The organism is Blastocatellia bacterium, assembly GCA_016713405.1.
Lineage (GTDB): Bacteria > Acidobacteriota > Blastocatellia > Chloracidobacteriales > JADJPF01 > JADJPF01.
Map to the genome: position 1 here is coordinate 304,420 of JADJPF010000022.1, position 16,364 is coordinate 320,783.

Here is a 16,364-nt window from a genome sequence, read left to right on the forward strand (position 1 = left end):
AAACTGTTTTATTTGGAAAGGTTGTTATGTTAAGTAATAATTGGCGTTTTATTGCTGCTCGTTTAATGGAAATACTTGTTGGAGGCGTTTTATTAGTTGCAGGCTTGATTAAAGCTTATGAAATGCTGGATTCAGTAAAACAAATCCTTAGCTATAATATAATCACTCAACCTACTTTAGTTACTATAGCTGTTTGGCTATTAGTAGTAGTTGAATGTGCTTTAGGAGCAGCTTTAATAGTCGGTTACTTAAGAAAATATGTTGTAGCTTCTACAGCAGCTTTATTTGCTGTTTTTCTTACTTTTATTAGTTGGTCATGGTATACAGGCTCAACGGCAAATTGTGGTTGTTTTGGTTCAAAATTTCAACATAGCCCAAAGGAAGCTTTTATTTTTGATGCAATATTATTAGGCTTCTTAATTGCTACACAAGTATTAGCTTGGAAGAAAATGAAAGAATCTATTTCAAACCAAAGTTGGAAATTAATAATTGTAACGGCTAGTGTAGTGCTTGGTTTAGGAGTTTCTACTTATGCTAGCTTTAGTCCTAAACAATCCTCTGACCCTGTTTTAAGACTCCAAGTAACAGAACCAAACCTTTTTGAAAATATTGCGATTTCAGATTTAGATAATGTTGATATCCGTAAAGGTACACAAATAGTAGTTTTAATGGATACGGGCTGTGATCATTGTCAGGCAAATGTACCAAATTTTAATCAAATTTTTGACGATTCTGCTAATTTAGCACCACTTGTTGCAGTTTGTCCTAATCGAGCAGATGAGGTAAAAGGTTTTCAGAAAAAATTTAATTCTAAATTCCCTATTGGACGCATTTCAGACACAGACTTTTTTAAGTTATTAGAAAAAGGTGACACTCCACGAGTTTTTTTACTAAAAGATTCTAAAGTGCTAAAAATTTGGGATGCTAAATCACCAACAATTGATGAATTAAAGGCTGCTTTACCAAAATAATAATTAAAATTTTGTCTAATTAATAATCACTAGAAAAAGTATTTTCTTAATAAATTTAGTTAATCTGCCTAAGTATAAAGTAATATTGATACTTAGTTAAAATTTTCTTTTGAAATCTCAGTTTGAAAAAGAGTTAAATCAAGGCTAATATCAAAGTTTTAAGAAAGAAATTCACGCCTTTTAATAAATAAAATAATGATTGGGCAGAGCATCGGCAAATATAAAATTGAGAAATTGCTTGGGGCTGGGGGCATGGGCGAAGTCTATCTGGCCCTGGATACAATGCTTAATCGTACAGTAGCACTTAAGTTTTTACCCCGTGAATTAGAAACCCGTGAAAGAGTAGTAAGACGATTTTTACGCGAAGCACAAGCAACCGCTAGACTTTCTCATCCAAATATTGCCACACTTTATAATGTAGAAGAACATAATGGCCGTCACTTTATTTTAATGGAATACATTGATGGTGAGCCGCTCTCACGGTTGTTAAGACGGGAAAAAATTTCTATTAAAAATGTCTTAAAATATGCAATACAAATTGCTGAAGCCTTAGCAGAAGCTCATGAACATGGAGTTTTGCACCGAGATATAAAACCTGGCAATATTTTAATTAATCGAAAAGAACAAGTAAAAGTCCTAGATTTTGGATTAGCTAAATTTATTGATACTTCTATAGAAGGCACTATGTCTGCCGATGCTGCCAATGATGATTTAACTCGTGAAGGTGTTTTAGTTGGAACTCCTCGCTATATGTCACCTGAACAAATCCTTGGTAAAGAAGTAGATCAGAGAGCCGACATTTTTGCTTTTGGAATACTTCTTTATGAAATGATTGCAGGCCAACACCCTTTTAAGGTAAGTAATAATCAACAACTTGTAGTAGCTATAACTACTGAAGATCCTCCACCAATTCGTTCTTATAATGCAGATGTTCCAGAAGAGTTAGTTGCTGTTGTAAGTAAAGCTTTAAACAAAAAAGTAGAAGATAGATATAAAAGTGCTAGGAAATGGGCAAAGAATTACGTGCCTTAGCAATTAAATTATTTACAGAACATTATTTTGAATATTCTGGGGCAGATGATTTTCGTAGTGAAACACCTAATCAACGATCTACCATACCTCCAACACCTGTTGAGCCAAGTGCTAGAAAAACTAAAGATGGCTTAGATGATATTACTGTAGAAGAAAAATTAATCAAAACAACAATTCAAGAAACGCCTAAAACTATTAAAAAAAGAACTTTTAAGATTGTTGTAGTAACACTAGCTTTACTACTAGCCTTAACAAGTGGGATTTTAGCTTTTAAGTATTATAATAGTGCAAGTGTAGGAAATGAACGTCCATTAATTGCAGTAATGTATTTTGATAACTTTACTAATGACAATAGTTTAGAGTGGTTAGGACGTGGTTTAACAGAAATGTTAACAACAGACCTTGCACAAGTTAGGACAATTGAAGTTGTTAGTAAACAGCGACTTTTTGATACATTGCAAATCTTAGGAAAACAAAATGTTCAATCTATTGACCGCACTACTTCTTCAGAAGTAGCTCGTAAAGTTGGGGCATCGGCTGTACTTTCTGGATCAGTAATTAAAATTAATAGTAAACTTCGCTTAAATATTACATTAGAAGAAGTTAAGTCTGGCAAAATTATCCTATCGGATATTATCGAAGGCAATAATATTGATGAGATATTTACCTTAGTTGATGCTATTACAGCTAAAGTCACACGTCATTACAACCCAGAAAATATTAATGATGAAACACCAATGTTAGGCAAAGTAACAACTACATCTGTAGAGGCTTTTCGCCTCTATACTCGAGGTGTAGAACGTTGTTGGCTAACAAACTTTGATGAAGGGTTAGATGATTTAGAAAGAGCCGTTGAAATAGATGGTCAATTTGCTTTAGCTCATTTACAAGTTGGAAATGCAAAATTTGTCCGTAATGATACGGCTGGAGCAGGAGAAGCTTTTAAGAAAGCACTTCAATATATTGACCGCGCTGGTTATAGAGAACAATTACTAATTCGGGGTGTAAATGCTTATTATAATGCTTATAAAGATGGAGACTATAGCCCAGCCTTAACGATTTTTGAACAAATGGAAGCTAATTATCCACGAGATAAAGAAGTTCATTTATGGAAAGGGTTGTGTTTATGGCGTAATGGCGATTATAAAAAGGCTATTGATAGCTACAACCGAATTTTAGAACTAGCTCCAGAATTTAATGTTATGTATGTTTCTTTAGCTCAAGCCTATGCAGATGATGAAGATTATATTTCTGCTAGCTCTATGATGCGTAAATCCATAGCTTTACATCCGGGTCAACCTGAAGGGCGAAATCTATTAGGTAATATTTACTTTCGTATGGGAAAATATGAAGATGCTCTAAAAGAATATGAGGCTATGGTAGAAATTAAAAGAGATTTCCGAGGCTATAGGGCTTATTTAGATTTAGGGCAAGCTTATTTATTAAAGGGTGAAGAGGAAAAAGGCAAACAGTTACTTAAAGAATATATTGAGCTTAGTGATGATATTGCTGGCACAGCTTGGGCGCACTTAGCTTTTTATCGATTGGCTATTTATCAAGGTAAATCTAAAGAAGCAGAAAAATATTTAGAAAATGCTTTAGTAGCAGCAAAAAAATCTAAAAATATTTCTGTAGAAACCCAAGTTCGCCTATATCAGTCTGACCTCTATTTGTTTTTAGGCAGAATCCAAGATGCAATTACAGCGGCTCAAGAAGCTTTTACTATTTCAAGTTTTGCAGGTTTTGATGTTGGTGGACGTGAAGCATGTCAACAACTAGCTATTAGTCTTTTAGCTGAAGGTAACACGGAAAAAGCTTTAACTACATTAAATGAATATATTAAAAAGCTACCTTCTAATAGTCAGAAAACAGCAGAAGACCAACGCCGGATTATTGATGGAATAATTGCTTATAAAGCTGGGGATTATTTGCATAGTGAAAAACTTTTTATCCCTCCTTTAAAATATAATATTCGTCTTTACTCACGCGCTGCTATGACTCAGTTTCAAGCTAAAAAATATAAAGAAGCTACTGAGCAATTTAATAAGTTAATCACTCGTAATGGTTTTGACCCGGAGCGTCGCGGGGTTTATTGGTCTTATCAAAACCCAGAACATGCTATTGTATTAGCATATTACTACTTAGGACGTATTGCAGAAAATGAAGGTGATAACAATGCGGCTCGTAAATATTACCAGCAATTTCTAAATTGTTGGGAAAAGGCTGACTTTTCTAGAGAAGAAATCACGGACGCAAAGAATAGACTAAATACTTTATAAACTAAGAATTATGAAAAAAACGACGAAAGAAAAACAAAGTAAAAAAGTAGACTTTTTATCTGAAAAACTTAATATAAATCCTACCCCTCCAACTATTAACAAAAAAGACCCTAAAATTTTAATACCTGCAATAACTCCTACTAAATTTTCAGATGTGGCACGTCAATTATTTGCTTTATTTGCTTTAATTGCGGTTGTTACAACTATAGCTTACTCTAATCATTTTCATAATGGATTTCACCTAGATGATTTTCATACAATTGTAGAAAATAGCTATATTAAAAATATAGATAATTTACCTTTATTTTTTAAGGAAGGTAATACTTTTTGCTCTCTTCCAAGTAATAGATCTTATCGTCCGCTAGTTACTGCTAGTCTAGCTATAGATTACTGGCTAGGTAATGGCAGCCTAGAACCCTTTCAATATCATCTCTCTATGTTTATTGTGTTCATTTTACAAGGCTTAATGATGATACTTTTCTTTTGGAAGCTTTTAGAAATGGCACAACCTGCTAAATATAATGTTTTAATTGCTGGTGCTGCTACAGCCCTTTATTTATTACATCCAGTTAATGCTGAAACTATTAATTATGTAATTTCTCGCTCTGATAGCTACTCTACTTTTTTTATTGTTCTTGCTTTTGTAATGTATTTATATTCGCCACTTTGTCAAAAATTACATCTTTATCTAATACCTGTAGTTATAGGTGCTTTAACTAAAGAACCCGCCATAATGTTTGGCCCGCTTCTAGTGATATATAAGCTTTGCTTTGAATATCCAGTAGATTTTAAGAAATTAATTTTTGATATAGTAGAAGAACAAAAAATAGAAAAAGAAGCTATTGATAAACTTAAAAAAGTAGTGATAAGTAGCTTACCTGCTATTATTTGTGTTGGATTTCTCTTTTTATTTCTTAATCATATGCGACCTAAGACTTTTAGTCCTGGTGGATTTTCTGTCTTAGATTATATTATTACTCAACCTTATGTAATACTTCATTATGTAGTCTCTTTATTTTTACCTTTGTGGCTATCAATTGATACTGATTGGACATTAGTAGAAAGTGTTTGGGATATTAAAGTTTATGTTGGTGGAGCTTTTATACTGACACTTATTTACTTAATGATTATTACTTCACAAGAGCAGAAATTAAGATTAATTTGTTTTGGAATTGCTTGGTTTTTACTTGCATTACTTCCTACATCAGTAATTCCACTAGCAGAAGTATTAAATTATCACCGTCCATTTTTTCCTTATGTTGGGTTAATAATCGCGTTATTTTCTGCCTTAATAGTTTATATTTTGCCAAAATATAAGCTTGTGAATTCTAGTCAACAACTTAGTTCAGCTTTTCTGACTTTGTTAATAATAGGAGTAAGTATTTATGGAGTAGGTACTTATCAACGTAACAAAGTTTGGAAAACAGAAGAAAGTATTTGGTTTGATGCTACGGTTAAAAGCCCTAAAAACGGGCGTGCTTTAATGAATTATGGATTAATACTTATGAGCAAGGGCGATTATGTCGCAGCAGAAAACTATTTTATTAAAGCACAACCTTTTATTCCTTATTATTCTTATCTTTATGTTAATTGGGGAATATTAAAAGAAAGAATGGGCAAATTAGAAGAGGCAGAGAAAAATTTTCAAAAAGCTGTTGAATATGGGGGAGTTTATCCAACTACATTTTATTTTTATGGTAAATTTTTAAGTGATCAAAAACGTTATCCTGAAGCAATAAATAACCTTGTCAAAGCTCTAGAACTAGCACCTAATCATAATGCTTCACAACGATTATTAATGAATTTATATCAAGAACAAGGGGATTTTGCTAATTTAGAGAAGATAGCCTTAATGGTTTTACAACAGGATGCCAACAATTTAGAAGCAAAATTTTATCTTGATGCAGCAAAAAATAAAAAGAACCCTTTGCAAACACTTCAAGATCATGCGGCTGCCAGTAAAACGCCTGAAGCATATTTAGATCTTAGTTTAAAGTATTATCAAGCTAAACAATATGAAAAATGTATTGAAGCAGCTAATGAAGCATTAAAGATAAAGCCAGATTTTCCAGAGGCTTACAATAATATTTGTACTGCTTATAATGAATTAAAACAATGGGATAAAGCTATTGTAGCTTGTGAACAGGCAATAAAATTTAATCCTAATTTTACGCTTGCAAAAAATAATTTAGCCTGGGCCCTAGAACAGCAAAAACAATCAACAAATAATTCATCTGTAGAAAAATAAGCTTGGTTAATGACAAATAATGATTTTTGTGATGTTGTAATAGTTGGAGCAGGTTTTGCTGGCCTAACAGCCGCACGTCAATTAGTGCAGGCTGGAAAAAAAGTAAAACTCCTAGAAGCTCGTGACCGAGTTGGCGGGCGAATTTATACAAAACAAATTGATGAAAAAACTTATGTTGACCTTGGTGGTCAATGGATTGGCCCAACACAAGACCGCATTTATGCTCTTGCTAATGAATTTGGTATCAAAACCTTTCCTTCCTATCATTCAGGAACTCACTTAGTCGTATTACAAAATAAGCTAAAACGTTACCAAGGTTTAATACCTAATATAGATTTTTTATCACTCTTAAACCTGGATTTTGCAATAAAAAAGCTTAACCGTTTGTCAAAAACAATTTCTTTGAGTGAGCCTGGGACAAGCCCTAATGCAAAAATACTAGATAGCCAGACTGTAGCAACATTCTTAGATAAGAATATTTATTTTTATAATGCTAGACAAATCTTAGACATAGCATTAGAAACTGTTTTTGGTTGCAGTATGGCGGAAATCTCGCTTCTACATGCACTTTTTTATATTAAATCTGGAGTGGATTTAGAACATCTTTTTAGTTTAACAGGTGGAGCGCAACAAGACCGTATTGTTGGAGGGGCGCAAACAGTCGCTAAAGCTTTGGCAGAAGAAATAAACCATGTTATTAAATTTTCTAGTGTGGTAAAAAAGATTGAGCAAACATCTGATAATGTTTTAGTTATAGGAGAAAATTTTCAATATAAAGCTAAAAAAGTTATTGTAGCAATACCTCCAACTTTAGCAGGAAGAATTACTTATAACCCATGTTTACCTTGGCAAAGAGACCAATTAACTCAACGTCTACCAATGGGTTTTGTTATTAAATGTTTTGCTATTTATGAAAAACCTTTTTGGCGAGATAAAAACTTAAGCGGGCTAGCTGTGTCTGATAGTGGTTATTTACAGGCTGTTTTTGATGGCTCACCTGTAGACGCTAGCAGAGGTATTTTACTAGCTTTTTCTCTTGCTAGTCGAGGTAGAGAATTTATTAAGCTTCCACTAGAAGAAAGAAAAGAAGCTGTATTAAGCACTTTTGCTAGATGGTTTGGTAAAGAAGCAACAAAACCAATTTATTATTTAGATCATTGTTGGGCAGAAGAAGAGTGGAGTAGAGGCTGTTATGTAGGGTTTATGCCGCCAGGCGTTTGGACAAACTATGGTAAAGCTCTTTCTAAGCCTGTAGGAAGAATACATTGGGCAGGTACAGAAACTTCTGATATTTGGAATGGCTATATTGAAGGAGCAATTCGATCTGGTGAGAGAGTTGTTAAGGAAATCCTTACTTTATGAAAAAAAAGCTATTTTATTTGATAATTAGTATTTCTGTTTTACTTTTCTGTTATAACATTTGGAGTTTACTTGATCGTAAGCCACCAAATGTTTTTAGCGAAGGCTGTTCAACAGAATTAGAAGAGTTTGGAACTAATTCTGGACAAGGTAATATAGTTGGTATCCAACCTAAAGTTTCACCTATTGATTTTGCTAATGAAACAAATTTTTTTAATAAACTGGATGCTTATCTTCAAGAAGCAAAACAAGCAAATTATTTAATGGAAAATACTGTTGTTTTATTTCCTGAATATATTGGCACTTGGTTGGTGGTAGCAGGAGAAAAAGAAGGCGTTTATACAGCTAATAACGTCACAGAGGCAGCTAAATTAATGATAAGCAGTAATTTAGCTAAATTTTTACTAACTTATCTTGATGCTCCTCAAGTGCCTGACAGGGTTAAATATAGTCTTTTTGCTATGAAATCGGCAGAGATGGCAGATATTTATCATCGTACTTTTTCGCAGTTGTCTAACAAATATCAAGTAACTATTGTTGCAGGATCAATTTTACTACCAGAGCCAATTATTAAGAATAATACCTTAAAAGTGAGTAAAGGAAATCTTTATAATGTTTCTGTTATTTATAAAGCAGATGGAAAGCCATACTCAGAAATAATAAAAAAAGTTTTTCTTACCTCAGATGAACAGCCATTTACTAAATCTAGTAAAATAAATCAATTACCAGTATTTGACCTTCCAATAGGTAGAACATCTGTTTTAATATGCGCAGATTCTTGGTATTTAGAAAATTACCAGTATTTAGACTCACAAAAGGCAGAAATAGCACTTATTCCTTCTTTTTGTTCGTCAGATGGAAAAATGACAGAAAAATGGAAAGGTTATGATGGTTATCCAACACCTGATGATGTAGAAAAATCAGATATTGGAACAATATCTGAGCAAAACGCTTGGCTAAAATATTCTTTATCTACACGTAGCAAAGAAACTAGTATTAAACAAGGGATGAATGTTTTTTTACGCGGACGCTTATGGGAAATGGGTTCGGATGGAAACACAATTATTTTAAAGGATAAGGAGACAAAACTTTCTGCTTCAATTAATGGTGCAACAATTGTTTGTTTATGGCTCTAAATAGAAAAGGGATAACAATTTGTTATCCCTTTTTTCTATGTTAATTTTCTAAGTAACCTTTAGTGCTTAGTAACGATCATAACCACCACGGCCACCGCGATCACGGCCACCGCCGCCGCCGCCACGATTAAAACCGCCGCCGCCGCCACGATTAAAACCGCCGCCGCCGCCACGATTAAAACCGCCACCGCCACGATTATTTTCTTGTGGCTTAGCTTCATTTACTTTAATGGTGCGACCATTTAGCATATGACCATTGAATTGAGAAATAGCACTTTCGCCTTCACTACGATCAGATAGTTCAACAAAAGCAAAACCGCGAGATTGACCTGTATCTCTATCAGTCATGATTTTTAAGGATTGAATATTGCCTACTTGAGAAAATAAAGCGGATAGTTCCCCTTCAGTAGTAGAAAAAGCTAGATTACCAACGTAGAGTTTCATAAATAAAAAATACCTTTCTTGGGTTTAAGAAGAACTGACAAACTAATAAACTAAATATCCAACTGTAGATACCAAAGGGAATGGAATGGGAATTAGAAACCTATCCTTCGCAATAGCGAAAACATTGCCAATTTTCCAAGATATTCAACATCAGAAGTTTTTTGATAGCAGTTCTCTAAAAATATAAATTTTAGGTGTTTAACACCCCTTCTGTTTTGCTAAAAGCATTTTAGTATAATTTTGTAGCAAAACACAAATTTTTATTTCCTAGAAAATGCAAAAAAATAATAAACTCTTTAGAATAAAGTGTTTAAAAATGCAAAAATTTTTAATTTAAGCCAATTATTAGCAGTATATATGATATTTTTACTCTTAAGACAAAAAATCGATCCCTTAAAAGTAGAATAAAACAAGATAATTAAAAATTAATTTACAGGTTTTGAGTTATAAACATAATCACCCTCAGGAGTTTTACTTTCCCAAAAGCTATTATCTTCATATTCAATTTTCTTAATCCTAAAGCCTAGTTTAACTTTTGTAGGAATAGAAGCTGTATTATAAAAAATAGTTTCTTCTATTTTTTCCTCATTACTAGGTTTAATCTTCTTTTTACTCTTAAATTTATTTGAGACAGGCTTATTTTGTGTATTAAGGAAAGATGCTTCCCATTCAATTGATTTGATAGTCTTATCACCAGAGGGGTTTTTAGCTACTAAAACAAAGGCTACTTTTTGTTGGCTCCCTACACCACTACCAATAGCCCCACCAGATGCCCTCATGTTCCCACCAATTCCAGTAGCTGTAATATTTCCTGTCCCTAAACCGTTAGCATTACCTACTACTAGCTCTAAGGCAAGTACATCTAAAGGCCAAGGAGATTCTGTATTAGTTGCATCTTGGCAAAGAAAGGGCTTATTTAATAATAAAATTAACAGTAAAGTTAATAAAATTTTTCGTGCTGCCATAGCAGCAACTCCTTAAAACTACAAGTTTGTGATTAAGTTAGGTTATTTAGATCTGTAGAATTATTTAGATTTGTAGTGTTGGGATAATTATATATATTTTTTTATCTTTCAGACAAGTAACAAGTGGAAAAATAATTAAAACTTAATAAATTCATAATAATTACCCTAGTTATTTATATTACTTAGCACAACTTAAAGGTGTGCGGTTAAGACGTAGCCTGCTATCATATTGTTTCTTGGTAAAAGGATTGCTCAATACACGATAAGCAGAACAAATATAGCTATAAAGCTTTTCTAATTTTGGAGCTAGATCTAAGTTGTATTTACATAATTCTGCGTTAGCTTCAGGATGAAATTTCTTTGTAGCTTCCATATAAGCTTGGCGAATTTCTGAATCTTTTGCATATGCACTAACCCCTAATAAGGCATAATAATTAATATTGTCAAGGCTATACATAATAGACTCTACTTCATAACAAAACATAGCAGCATTTTGAAAATTATATATTCCTACGCTGGCATGTAATTCATTAAGTAATCGACCTATAGAATCTATATTATGATCTGTTTTCTTTTCATCCATTGACCATTTTAATAGTCCTACTACTAACAAACCGCATAGGGCTTTTAATACTTCTAGTTCTGGCAAACAATTTAATAAAAGTAGTTCTGCAATAGAAATATTGGTACTAATCCGAGATAAAATAAAAGCTTCTTTTGGAGTTAAATTTATTGTTTTAGTTATTTCATTAGGTATAGGATTCAGTATTACTGTGCGTGAAAAGTCACCTAGCCAGCTTTTTAGTAAACAACTATCTTCTAGTTTTCGGATTGCCTTAAATACCAAGTCTATAATTGGTAAAGATGCTTTGTTAGGTAGTATATTAATAGACTCACAACGTAGTTCATATTGGCCTGATTGCCAATTAAAAAGTGAAAGAGCTATTTGAGAAATTTGTAATGTATGTAACTCTTTTAGTTCTGTAGGGGAAATAATTTTTAGTCTAAGTAACGCCTCACTAAAAGAACAACTATTTGTAAACATTTCATCTCTGGCTTGTTGAAAATCACTAGGGGCAATATTACTAATGCGTATTACCAAATCATTAAGCTGATCTATAATTTCTGTACTATTAGCAGCAATAATATTACCTTGATGAAAGACAATGTTTTTAGTCACCTTTTCATTAGTACAAATCAGAGAACCACTTAAACCATCACGTAAAATTCTTTGCAAAAGAAAAATAAAAGGCTGTTCTTTTAAGTTACCAAATTCTATAGAAGTTTTACCATCATTTGTATCTTTTTCTTGTTTTTCCTGTTCGTTAAAAAGTGTTGGCAAAGAAGCACAATCAAAACTCAACGGATTAGGTGTTTTTGAGATATATTGAGGACGAGGAGAAATTGGATTACCAACAATTTTAGGTAATGGTGGTAGAAGTTGAAGCCTCCATTTTAACTCGCCTGCACTATGTAACCTTTTATTTGGATCAGGAATCAACAAATCATTAATAATACTAGCAAATTCTTTACTAACATTAATAAACGGTTCCCATTGACCTTCTTTTGGTTTAATAGCTGAGCTAATAGACTCACTAGTAAGTAGCCTAAGTATAGTCGCTCCTACAGAATATAAATCGCTTTGTGTCACTGCATTTCCAGCAATTTGTTCTGGGGCAGTATAGCCTGGAGTATAAATTAAGGTTTTATTTGGATGATTTTCTACAGATTGGCAAACTGCTCCAAAATCAATTAATAATATTTTGCCGCTTTCATGCCTCATTAAGTTTTCAGGCTTTATATCTCGATGAATAATTATAGGATTGTGTGTATGTAAGTATTCTAAAATTTCAGCAAGTTCCACAAGTAAAGCACGAGCCTCTTTTTCATCAAATGGATAATTTCTTTCTATTACTTCTTCAGCTAATGTTTTTCCTGGAATAAAATCTTGTACTAAGTAGGAATAACCCTGGTCAATAAAATAGGCATATAATTTAGGAATACCAGGATGTTTTAATTTTAATAGCACTTCAGCTTCACGCTTAAATAATCTTTCTGCTATTTCATTGGTTTCTGGATCATAATTATTATTGTCAAATAATAATTTTAATTGTTTTAAGACACGTACTTCCTTAAAACAATCTAAATCTTGCACTAAATAAGTGATGCTAAAACCACCTTTACCTAGCATTTTTTTAATTTGATAACGATAACCAACTAAAGAATTTATTGATAAAGCCTGACAGTTAGGACAATGAGTTTCATTACTTGACCATTGGTTAATACAGCTTATATTAGCGCAAGTTGCCATGAGCTATCCTTTCTGCGGTTGGCTAGAATAATTTGCTAGGCTAGCATCGTTAAATCTGCAATCATAATGCCAATATTAATGATTGAAAAAAATAAATTTTTCTTCTTATAAATCAAATGCTTGAGAGTCAGTAAATCTAATAATAGCTTAAGATAGGTAAGCAAAATGCTCTATTAATGCTATGTAAAATATTCATAGTGGTGTGTAGAGAATACATAGTTTCTAACTTTGTAAGTGAAAAAAAGATAAAAAATAAGTTTAACTAATAGTTAAAAACCCTAACATGATCATATAGCTAAATAGTGATTTTACTAGCCAAAATGACTTACTAAAATGGCGAAGTTTTATCATTAGTTTTTAATTTTTAAGCTTTTAAGACTTTTTCTAAGAAAGATAAATCTTACTTGCTCAGTAGTAAAAAACCGATGTATATTTTTTCATTAACATTTAAGGAGAAACTTTTTCATGCAGTTTAACAAATTCCTATATTCCATAATGATTTGTGTTATTTTGCTTACAAGTTATAACTTTGTTTTAGCAGAAGAGCCTGATGAAAAAGAAAATAATACTAAAACTATAAAATCTACAGAAAAAACACCTGATACATCCACAAATAAAAAAATTACAGTTAATGGGGTAAATATAGTTTTTACAGGCAATAATGAGGCATTAATAGAAATTAATGGACAAATGGTAAAAATTGATACAGCAACGCAAAGTGCCGTTGGAATGTCTGATGATTTGACTAAATCCATAGTAGAAAATGCAACACCAGATTCTACTACTAATGAAAGTACTACTAGCGAAAATACTACAGCCAGTAACGAAGGCCAAACCTCTGAAGAAGTTGAAAATATAGAGCCTAATCCAGAAGACCAATATGCTTATGAACTAGTTAATGTACCTACGCCTAAGCGTTATGAAAAAGGTGCATTTAGCGTTCATTTTACACATAGATTTACCCAGTCCCCTTTCTTAAAATCATTTTCAGACCTATTTGGATTTGATAGCTTTTCGCTGTCAGGATTTGGTTTTAATTATGGTATTACTAATCGAATTTATGCCAAAGTTTATAGAACTCCTCTTTTTCGCACTATAGAAATGGGTGGAGGCGTTCACCTAGTCCAACAAAGTAAGAAAGTTCCTGTAAGTGCTACCTTTTATGCTAGTGTTGAAGGACGAGATAACTTTGATGAGCATTTTACAACTAATATTTCTGGTATGTTTGGCCGTTCTTTTTCACGCTATGGAGCAGTGTTTTTTGCTCCAACGGTTTCATTTAATAATAATGCCATTCCTGGTAGTAATCCTGGCAATACAAATACAACAGGTTCTTTTGGATTTGGTGGGCAAATTAATTTTAGACCTACAGGAAGTTTTGTAATGGAATTTGTTCCACGTGTTGGTTATAAATCCCCTGGCTCTGTTTCATCTGTTGCATTTGGTTTGCAGAAACGCACCTACCGACACACTTTTACACTTACTGTTTCTAATAGCCAAGCCACCACAACTAGCCAATATAATGCCGGTTTTGGTTCAATTACAGATCGAAAAGAATTTGCTAGAGGCTTAGTTGTAGGTTTTAATATCTATCGTCGGTTCTTCTAAAATTAATTAGAAAACTAGTTAAAATACATATTAAATAAACTGCAATTTATCACAAACTAAAAAACATGATAAGTTGCAGTTTATTTGATTTAAACAAACTGAAAATAGATAGAAAACATTTCTAAATTATTTTGATTTGTTCAGCACTAACTGTTTTGTTTAACCCATAAAGAACTTCTTCCTTAGTCCTATTACAAGTAATTAAGTATTTTTCAGGGATTCTTTTTTACGAAATTCTTTTTTAATTCTTGAAATAGGTTGTAACCAAGCATCGCTTAAATCTTTTTTAGGATCAGTATTTTTGTTAAAACTTTTAACTTTAGGATTTGAAAAAACTTCTATTTTTTTGATTAATTTAGGGAAAAATTGAAACTTAACAGGAATAATTAAATCATTATTTTTTAAGTCTAGCACCCTACGCAAATCTGCCTCTAAATTGCTATTATTGTACTCAATGCTATTAGCTAAAAATATTGTTTGTAAGGTTTTTTCTAAGTCAGAAAGTGCAATTTTACTTAAGGCAATAAAACTATCTTTTCTCTTTTTTTGTCTAAGTTGAGCAAAAAATAAATAAATAAAAAATTCTCTTGGAGTAATAATTTCACTGCGGTTTTCTACTGTCACAGTATAATGCTGTAAATCTAACCGCAGTTCGTTAACTGATTGCAACAAATCTAAATCTTCTTGAGCTTTTTTTACAAACTCACTGTAATTAACACCACTTTGATTAAGCCAGCTAGATATAACACCTCTAAGCCTAATAAATGGAATATCTGCTAAATCAATTCGGGCATCTTTAGTAGAAATGGACTTAATTTTATTCCCTTGAAAATCTTTAACTTCTAACTCTTGTGCTATAGGCGGGATATAGTAAAACTCTGAGTTAGTTTCAAATTCTTCATTTACCAAAACATGAGAAAGTTCATCCTGTGGTCTACCAAAAAGCTGCATTGCTGCTGTCAAAAGTATCCCCATACTTTTGCGCCCTCCTGCAACAGAAGCATGTAATTTGCTGTTTAAGTCTTTAGTTAATTGTGAAACTATTTCACAAATTTGATTTGCTGCAACTTGATTATCTTCAATAAAGCGTATGTCTGATAATGTATTACCGTCAGACGCTTTGAGTAGAAAAATATTGTTTTCAGAAAAGTTAATTTTTTGTGAGTCAATAGCAAAATCTTTGCAAAACTGCCAAAATTTACCCGTTTTTGGATCTAAAAGTGTTTGCCTAGTCTTTTCATAACCCTTTAGTGTTGTAATAGCAAAAATCTCATCTACAAACTCGCCACGTTGTTGAGTCAAAACATAAAGCGTTTTTGTAATGGTTTGAGGTGTTAGCCCAACAACACAAAGCAGTATATTCTTCATTCTATTTAAGTGTTCAGTAACATAAATAAAAATATTAAATCTTAAGTCTAAAGCGATAGCACAAGTTATATTTAGGTTGCTACTTAAATATAGCTTGAGGAGCTTTATATTCCTTGTCCCAACCATCCCAAGCAACATCTGTAGCACCAATAACATAAACTACCACTTTCCATTTCCCAGCTTCTTTATGCAGCAAAGCACATATCCCATCATCAAAAAGACCTTCTTCTAAAGCTTCTCTATAAGGAGTAACTTTATAATCAATAGCTTTTCCATCAACACCTTGCGGTTGGCCCCTCATAAATGCCCAGTCTCTTTGTGTTTTTAAGCTATCAACTTTAAATTTTACTTTTGTTTTAACTCTTTTTCTACAGGTGCCCTTAAAGTATCCAAGATCAATGTTCTTTCCTGACTCCCTACTTTTGGGCTTAATACCTGTTCTTGTACACGCCCTTCTATAGGTTTTTCTAATATTGTAGTGATTGTAATTAATATTAGAAATATTATTATTTTTTTCATAGATTCCTTATAACTACATATTATTTCCTAGTTTAATATATTATTTTATATCGTAATTTTATATCGTAGTTTAGATTTTTATACTAATTCTATTTTTTATGTCTTTTAGCTAAATTTATAAACT

The 16,364-nt window shown here is 32.4% G+C and carries 13 protein-coding genes; 7 read left to right on the top strand and 6 right to left on the bottom strand.

Annotation, left to right across the window (positions count from 1 at the left end; all coding sequences use genetic code 11):
* The first annotated feature begins 26 nt into the window (after positions 1–26).
* The 6 genes from IPK14_22795 (at position 27) to IPK14_22820 (ending at position 9,025) form a co-directional block, all read left to right on the top strand.
* Positions 27–971: a hypothetical protein gene (locus IPK14_22795; protein ID MBK7996097.1), complete on the top strand. Its 945-nt coding sequence runs from the start codon at positions 27–29 to the stop codon at positions 969–971.
* 252 nt (positions 972–1,223) lie between these two features.
* Complete coding sequence (locus IPK14_22800) at positions 1,224–2,003, top strand: serine/threonine protein kinase (protein ID MBK7996098.1); 780 nt, start codon at positions 1,224–1,226, stop codon at positions 2,001–2,003.
* Complete coding sequence (locus tag IPK14_22805) at positions 1,979–4,282, top strand: tetratricopeptide repeat protein (GenBank protein MBK7996099.1); 2,304 nt, start codon at positions 1,979–1,981, stop codon at positions 4,280–4,282. Before IPK14_22800 ends, IPK14_22805 begins: the two co-directional genes overlap by 25 nt.
* A 10-nt stretch (positions 4,283–4,292) precedes the next feature.
* Positions 4,293–6,530 carry a tetratricopeptide repeat protein gene (locus IPK14_22810; protein ID MBK7996100.1) on the top strand — a complete coding sequence of 746 codons (2,238 nt, stop codon included), beginning with the start codon at positions 4,293–4,295 and terminating at the stop codon, positions 6,528–6,530.
* 9 nt (positions 6,531–6,539) lie between these two features.
* Positions 6,540–7,892, top strand: coding sequence for a flavin monoamine oxidase family protein (locus IPK14_22815; GenBank protein ID MBK7996101.1), 1,353 nt, complete (start codon positions 6,540–6,542; stop codon positions 7,890–7,892).
* A complete protein-coding gene (locus IPK14_22820) occupies positions 7,889–9,025 on the top strand; it encodes a carbon-nitrogen hydrolase family protein (GenBank protein MBK7996102.1) in 1,137 nt (378 codons plus the stop codon). The genes IPK14_22815 and IPK14_22820 overlap by 4 nt, the downstream gene beginning before the upstream one ends.
* Positions 9,026–9,091: 66 nt before the next feature.
* Here the strand turns inward: IPK14_22820 and IPK14_22825 are convergent, their stop codons facing one another.
* The 3 genes from IPK14_22825 to IPK14_22835 all read right to left on the bottom strand — a co-directional run bounded on the left by IPK14_22825 (position 9,092) and on the right by IPK14_22835 (position 12,745).
* Positions 9,092–9,469 carry an RNA-binding protein gene (locus IPK14_22825; protein MBK7996103.1) on the bottom strand — a complete coding sequence of 126 codons (378 nt, stop codon included), beginning with the start codon at positions 9,467–9,469 and terminating at the stop codon, positions 9,092–9,094.
* Between the two features lie 425 nt (positions 9,470–9,894).
* Positions 9,895–10,434 (bottom strand): hypothetical protein, encoded by a 540-nt coding sequence (locus tag IPK14_22830; protein ID MBK7996104.1) that lies wholly within the window; start codon positions 10,432–10,434, stop codon positions 9,895–9,897.
* A gap of 178 nt (positions 10,435–10,612) precedes the next feature.
* A complete protein-coding gene (locus IPK14_22835; GenBank protein MBK7996105.1) occupies positions 10,613–12,745 on the bottom strand; it encodes a protein kinase in 2,133 nt (710 codons plus the stop codon).
* A 465-nt stretch (positions 12,746–13,210) separates the two neighbouring features.
* Here IPK14_22835 and IPK14_22840 point away from each other — a divergent pair, with 465 nt between their 5' ends.
* A complete protein-coding gene (locus IPK14_22840; GenBank protein ID MBK7996106.1) occupies positions 13,211–14,353 on the top strand; it encodes a hypothetical protein in 1,143 nt (380 codons plus the stop codon).
* A gap of 201 nt (positions 14,354–14,554) precedes the next feature.
* On the opposite strand, the gene IPK14_22845 is transcribed toward IPK14_22840, so the two are convergent.
* The 3 genes from IPK14_22845 to IPK14_22855 all read right to left on the bottom strand — a co-directional run bounded on the left by IPK14_22845 (position 14,555) and on the right by IPK14_22855 (position 16,240).
* Positions 14,555–15,721, bottom strand: coding sequence for a TIGR02584 family CRISPR-associated protein (locus IPK14_22845; GenBank protein ID MBK7996107.1), 1,167 nt, complete (start codon positions 15,719–15,721; stop codon positions 14,555–14,557).
* A gap of 79 nt (positions 15,722–15,800) precedes the next feature.
* Positions 15,801–16,022, bottom strand: coding sequence for a hypothetical protein (locus IPK14_22850; GenBank protein ID MBK7996108.1), 222 nt, complete (start codon positions 16,020–16,022; stop codon positions 15,801–15,803).
* A 44-nt stretch (positions 16,023–16,066) separates the two neighbouring features.
* On the bottom strand, positions 16,067–16,240 hold the full coding sequence (locus tag IPK14_22855; protein ID MBK7996109.1) for a hypothetical protein: 174 nt from the start codon (positions 16,238–16,240) through the stop codon (positions 16,067–16,069).
* Positions 16,241–16,364 lie beyond the last annotated feature (124 nt).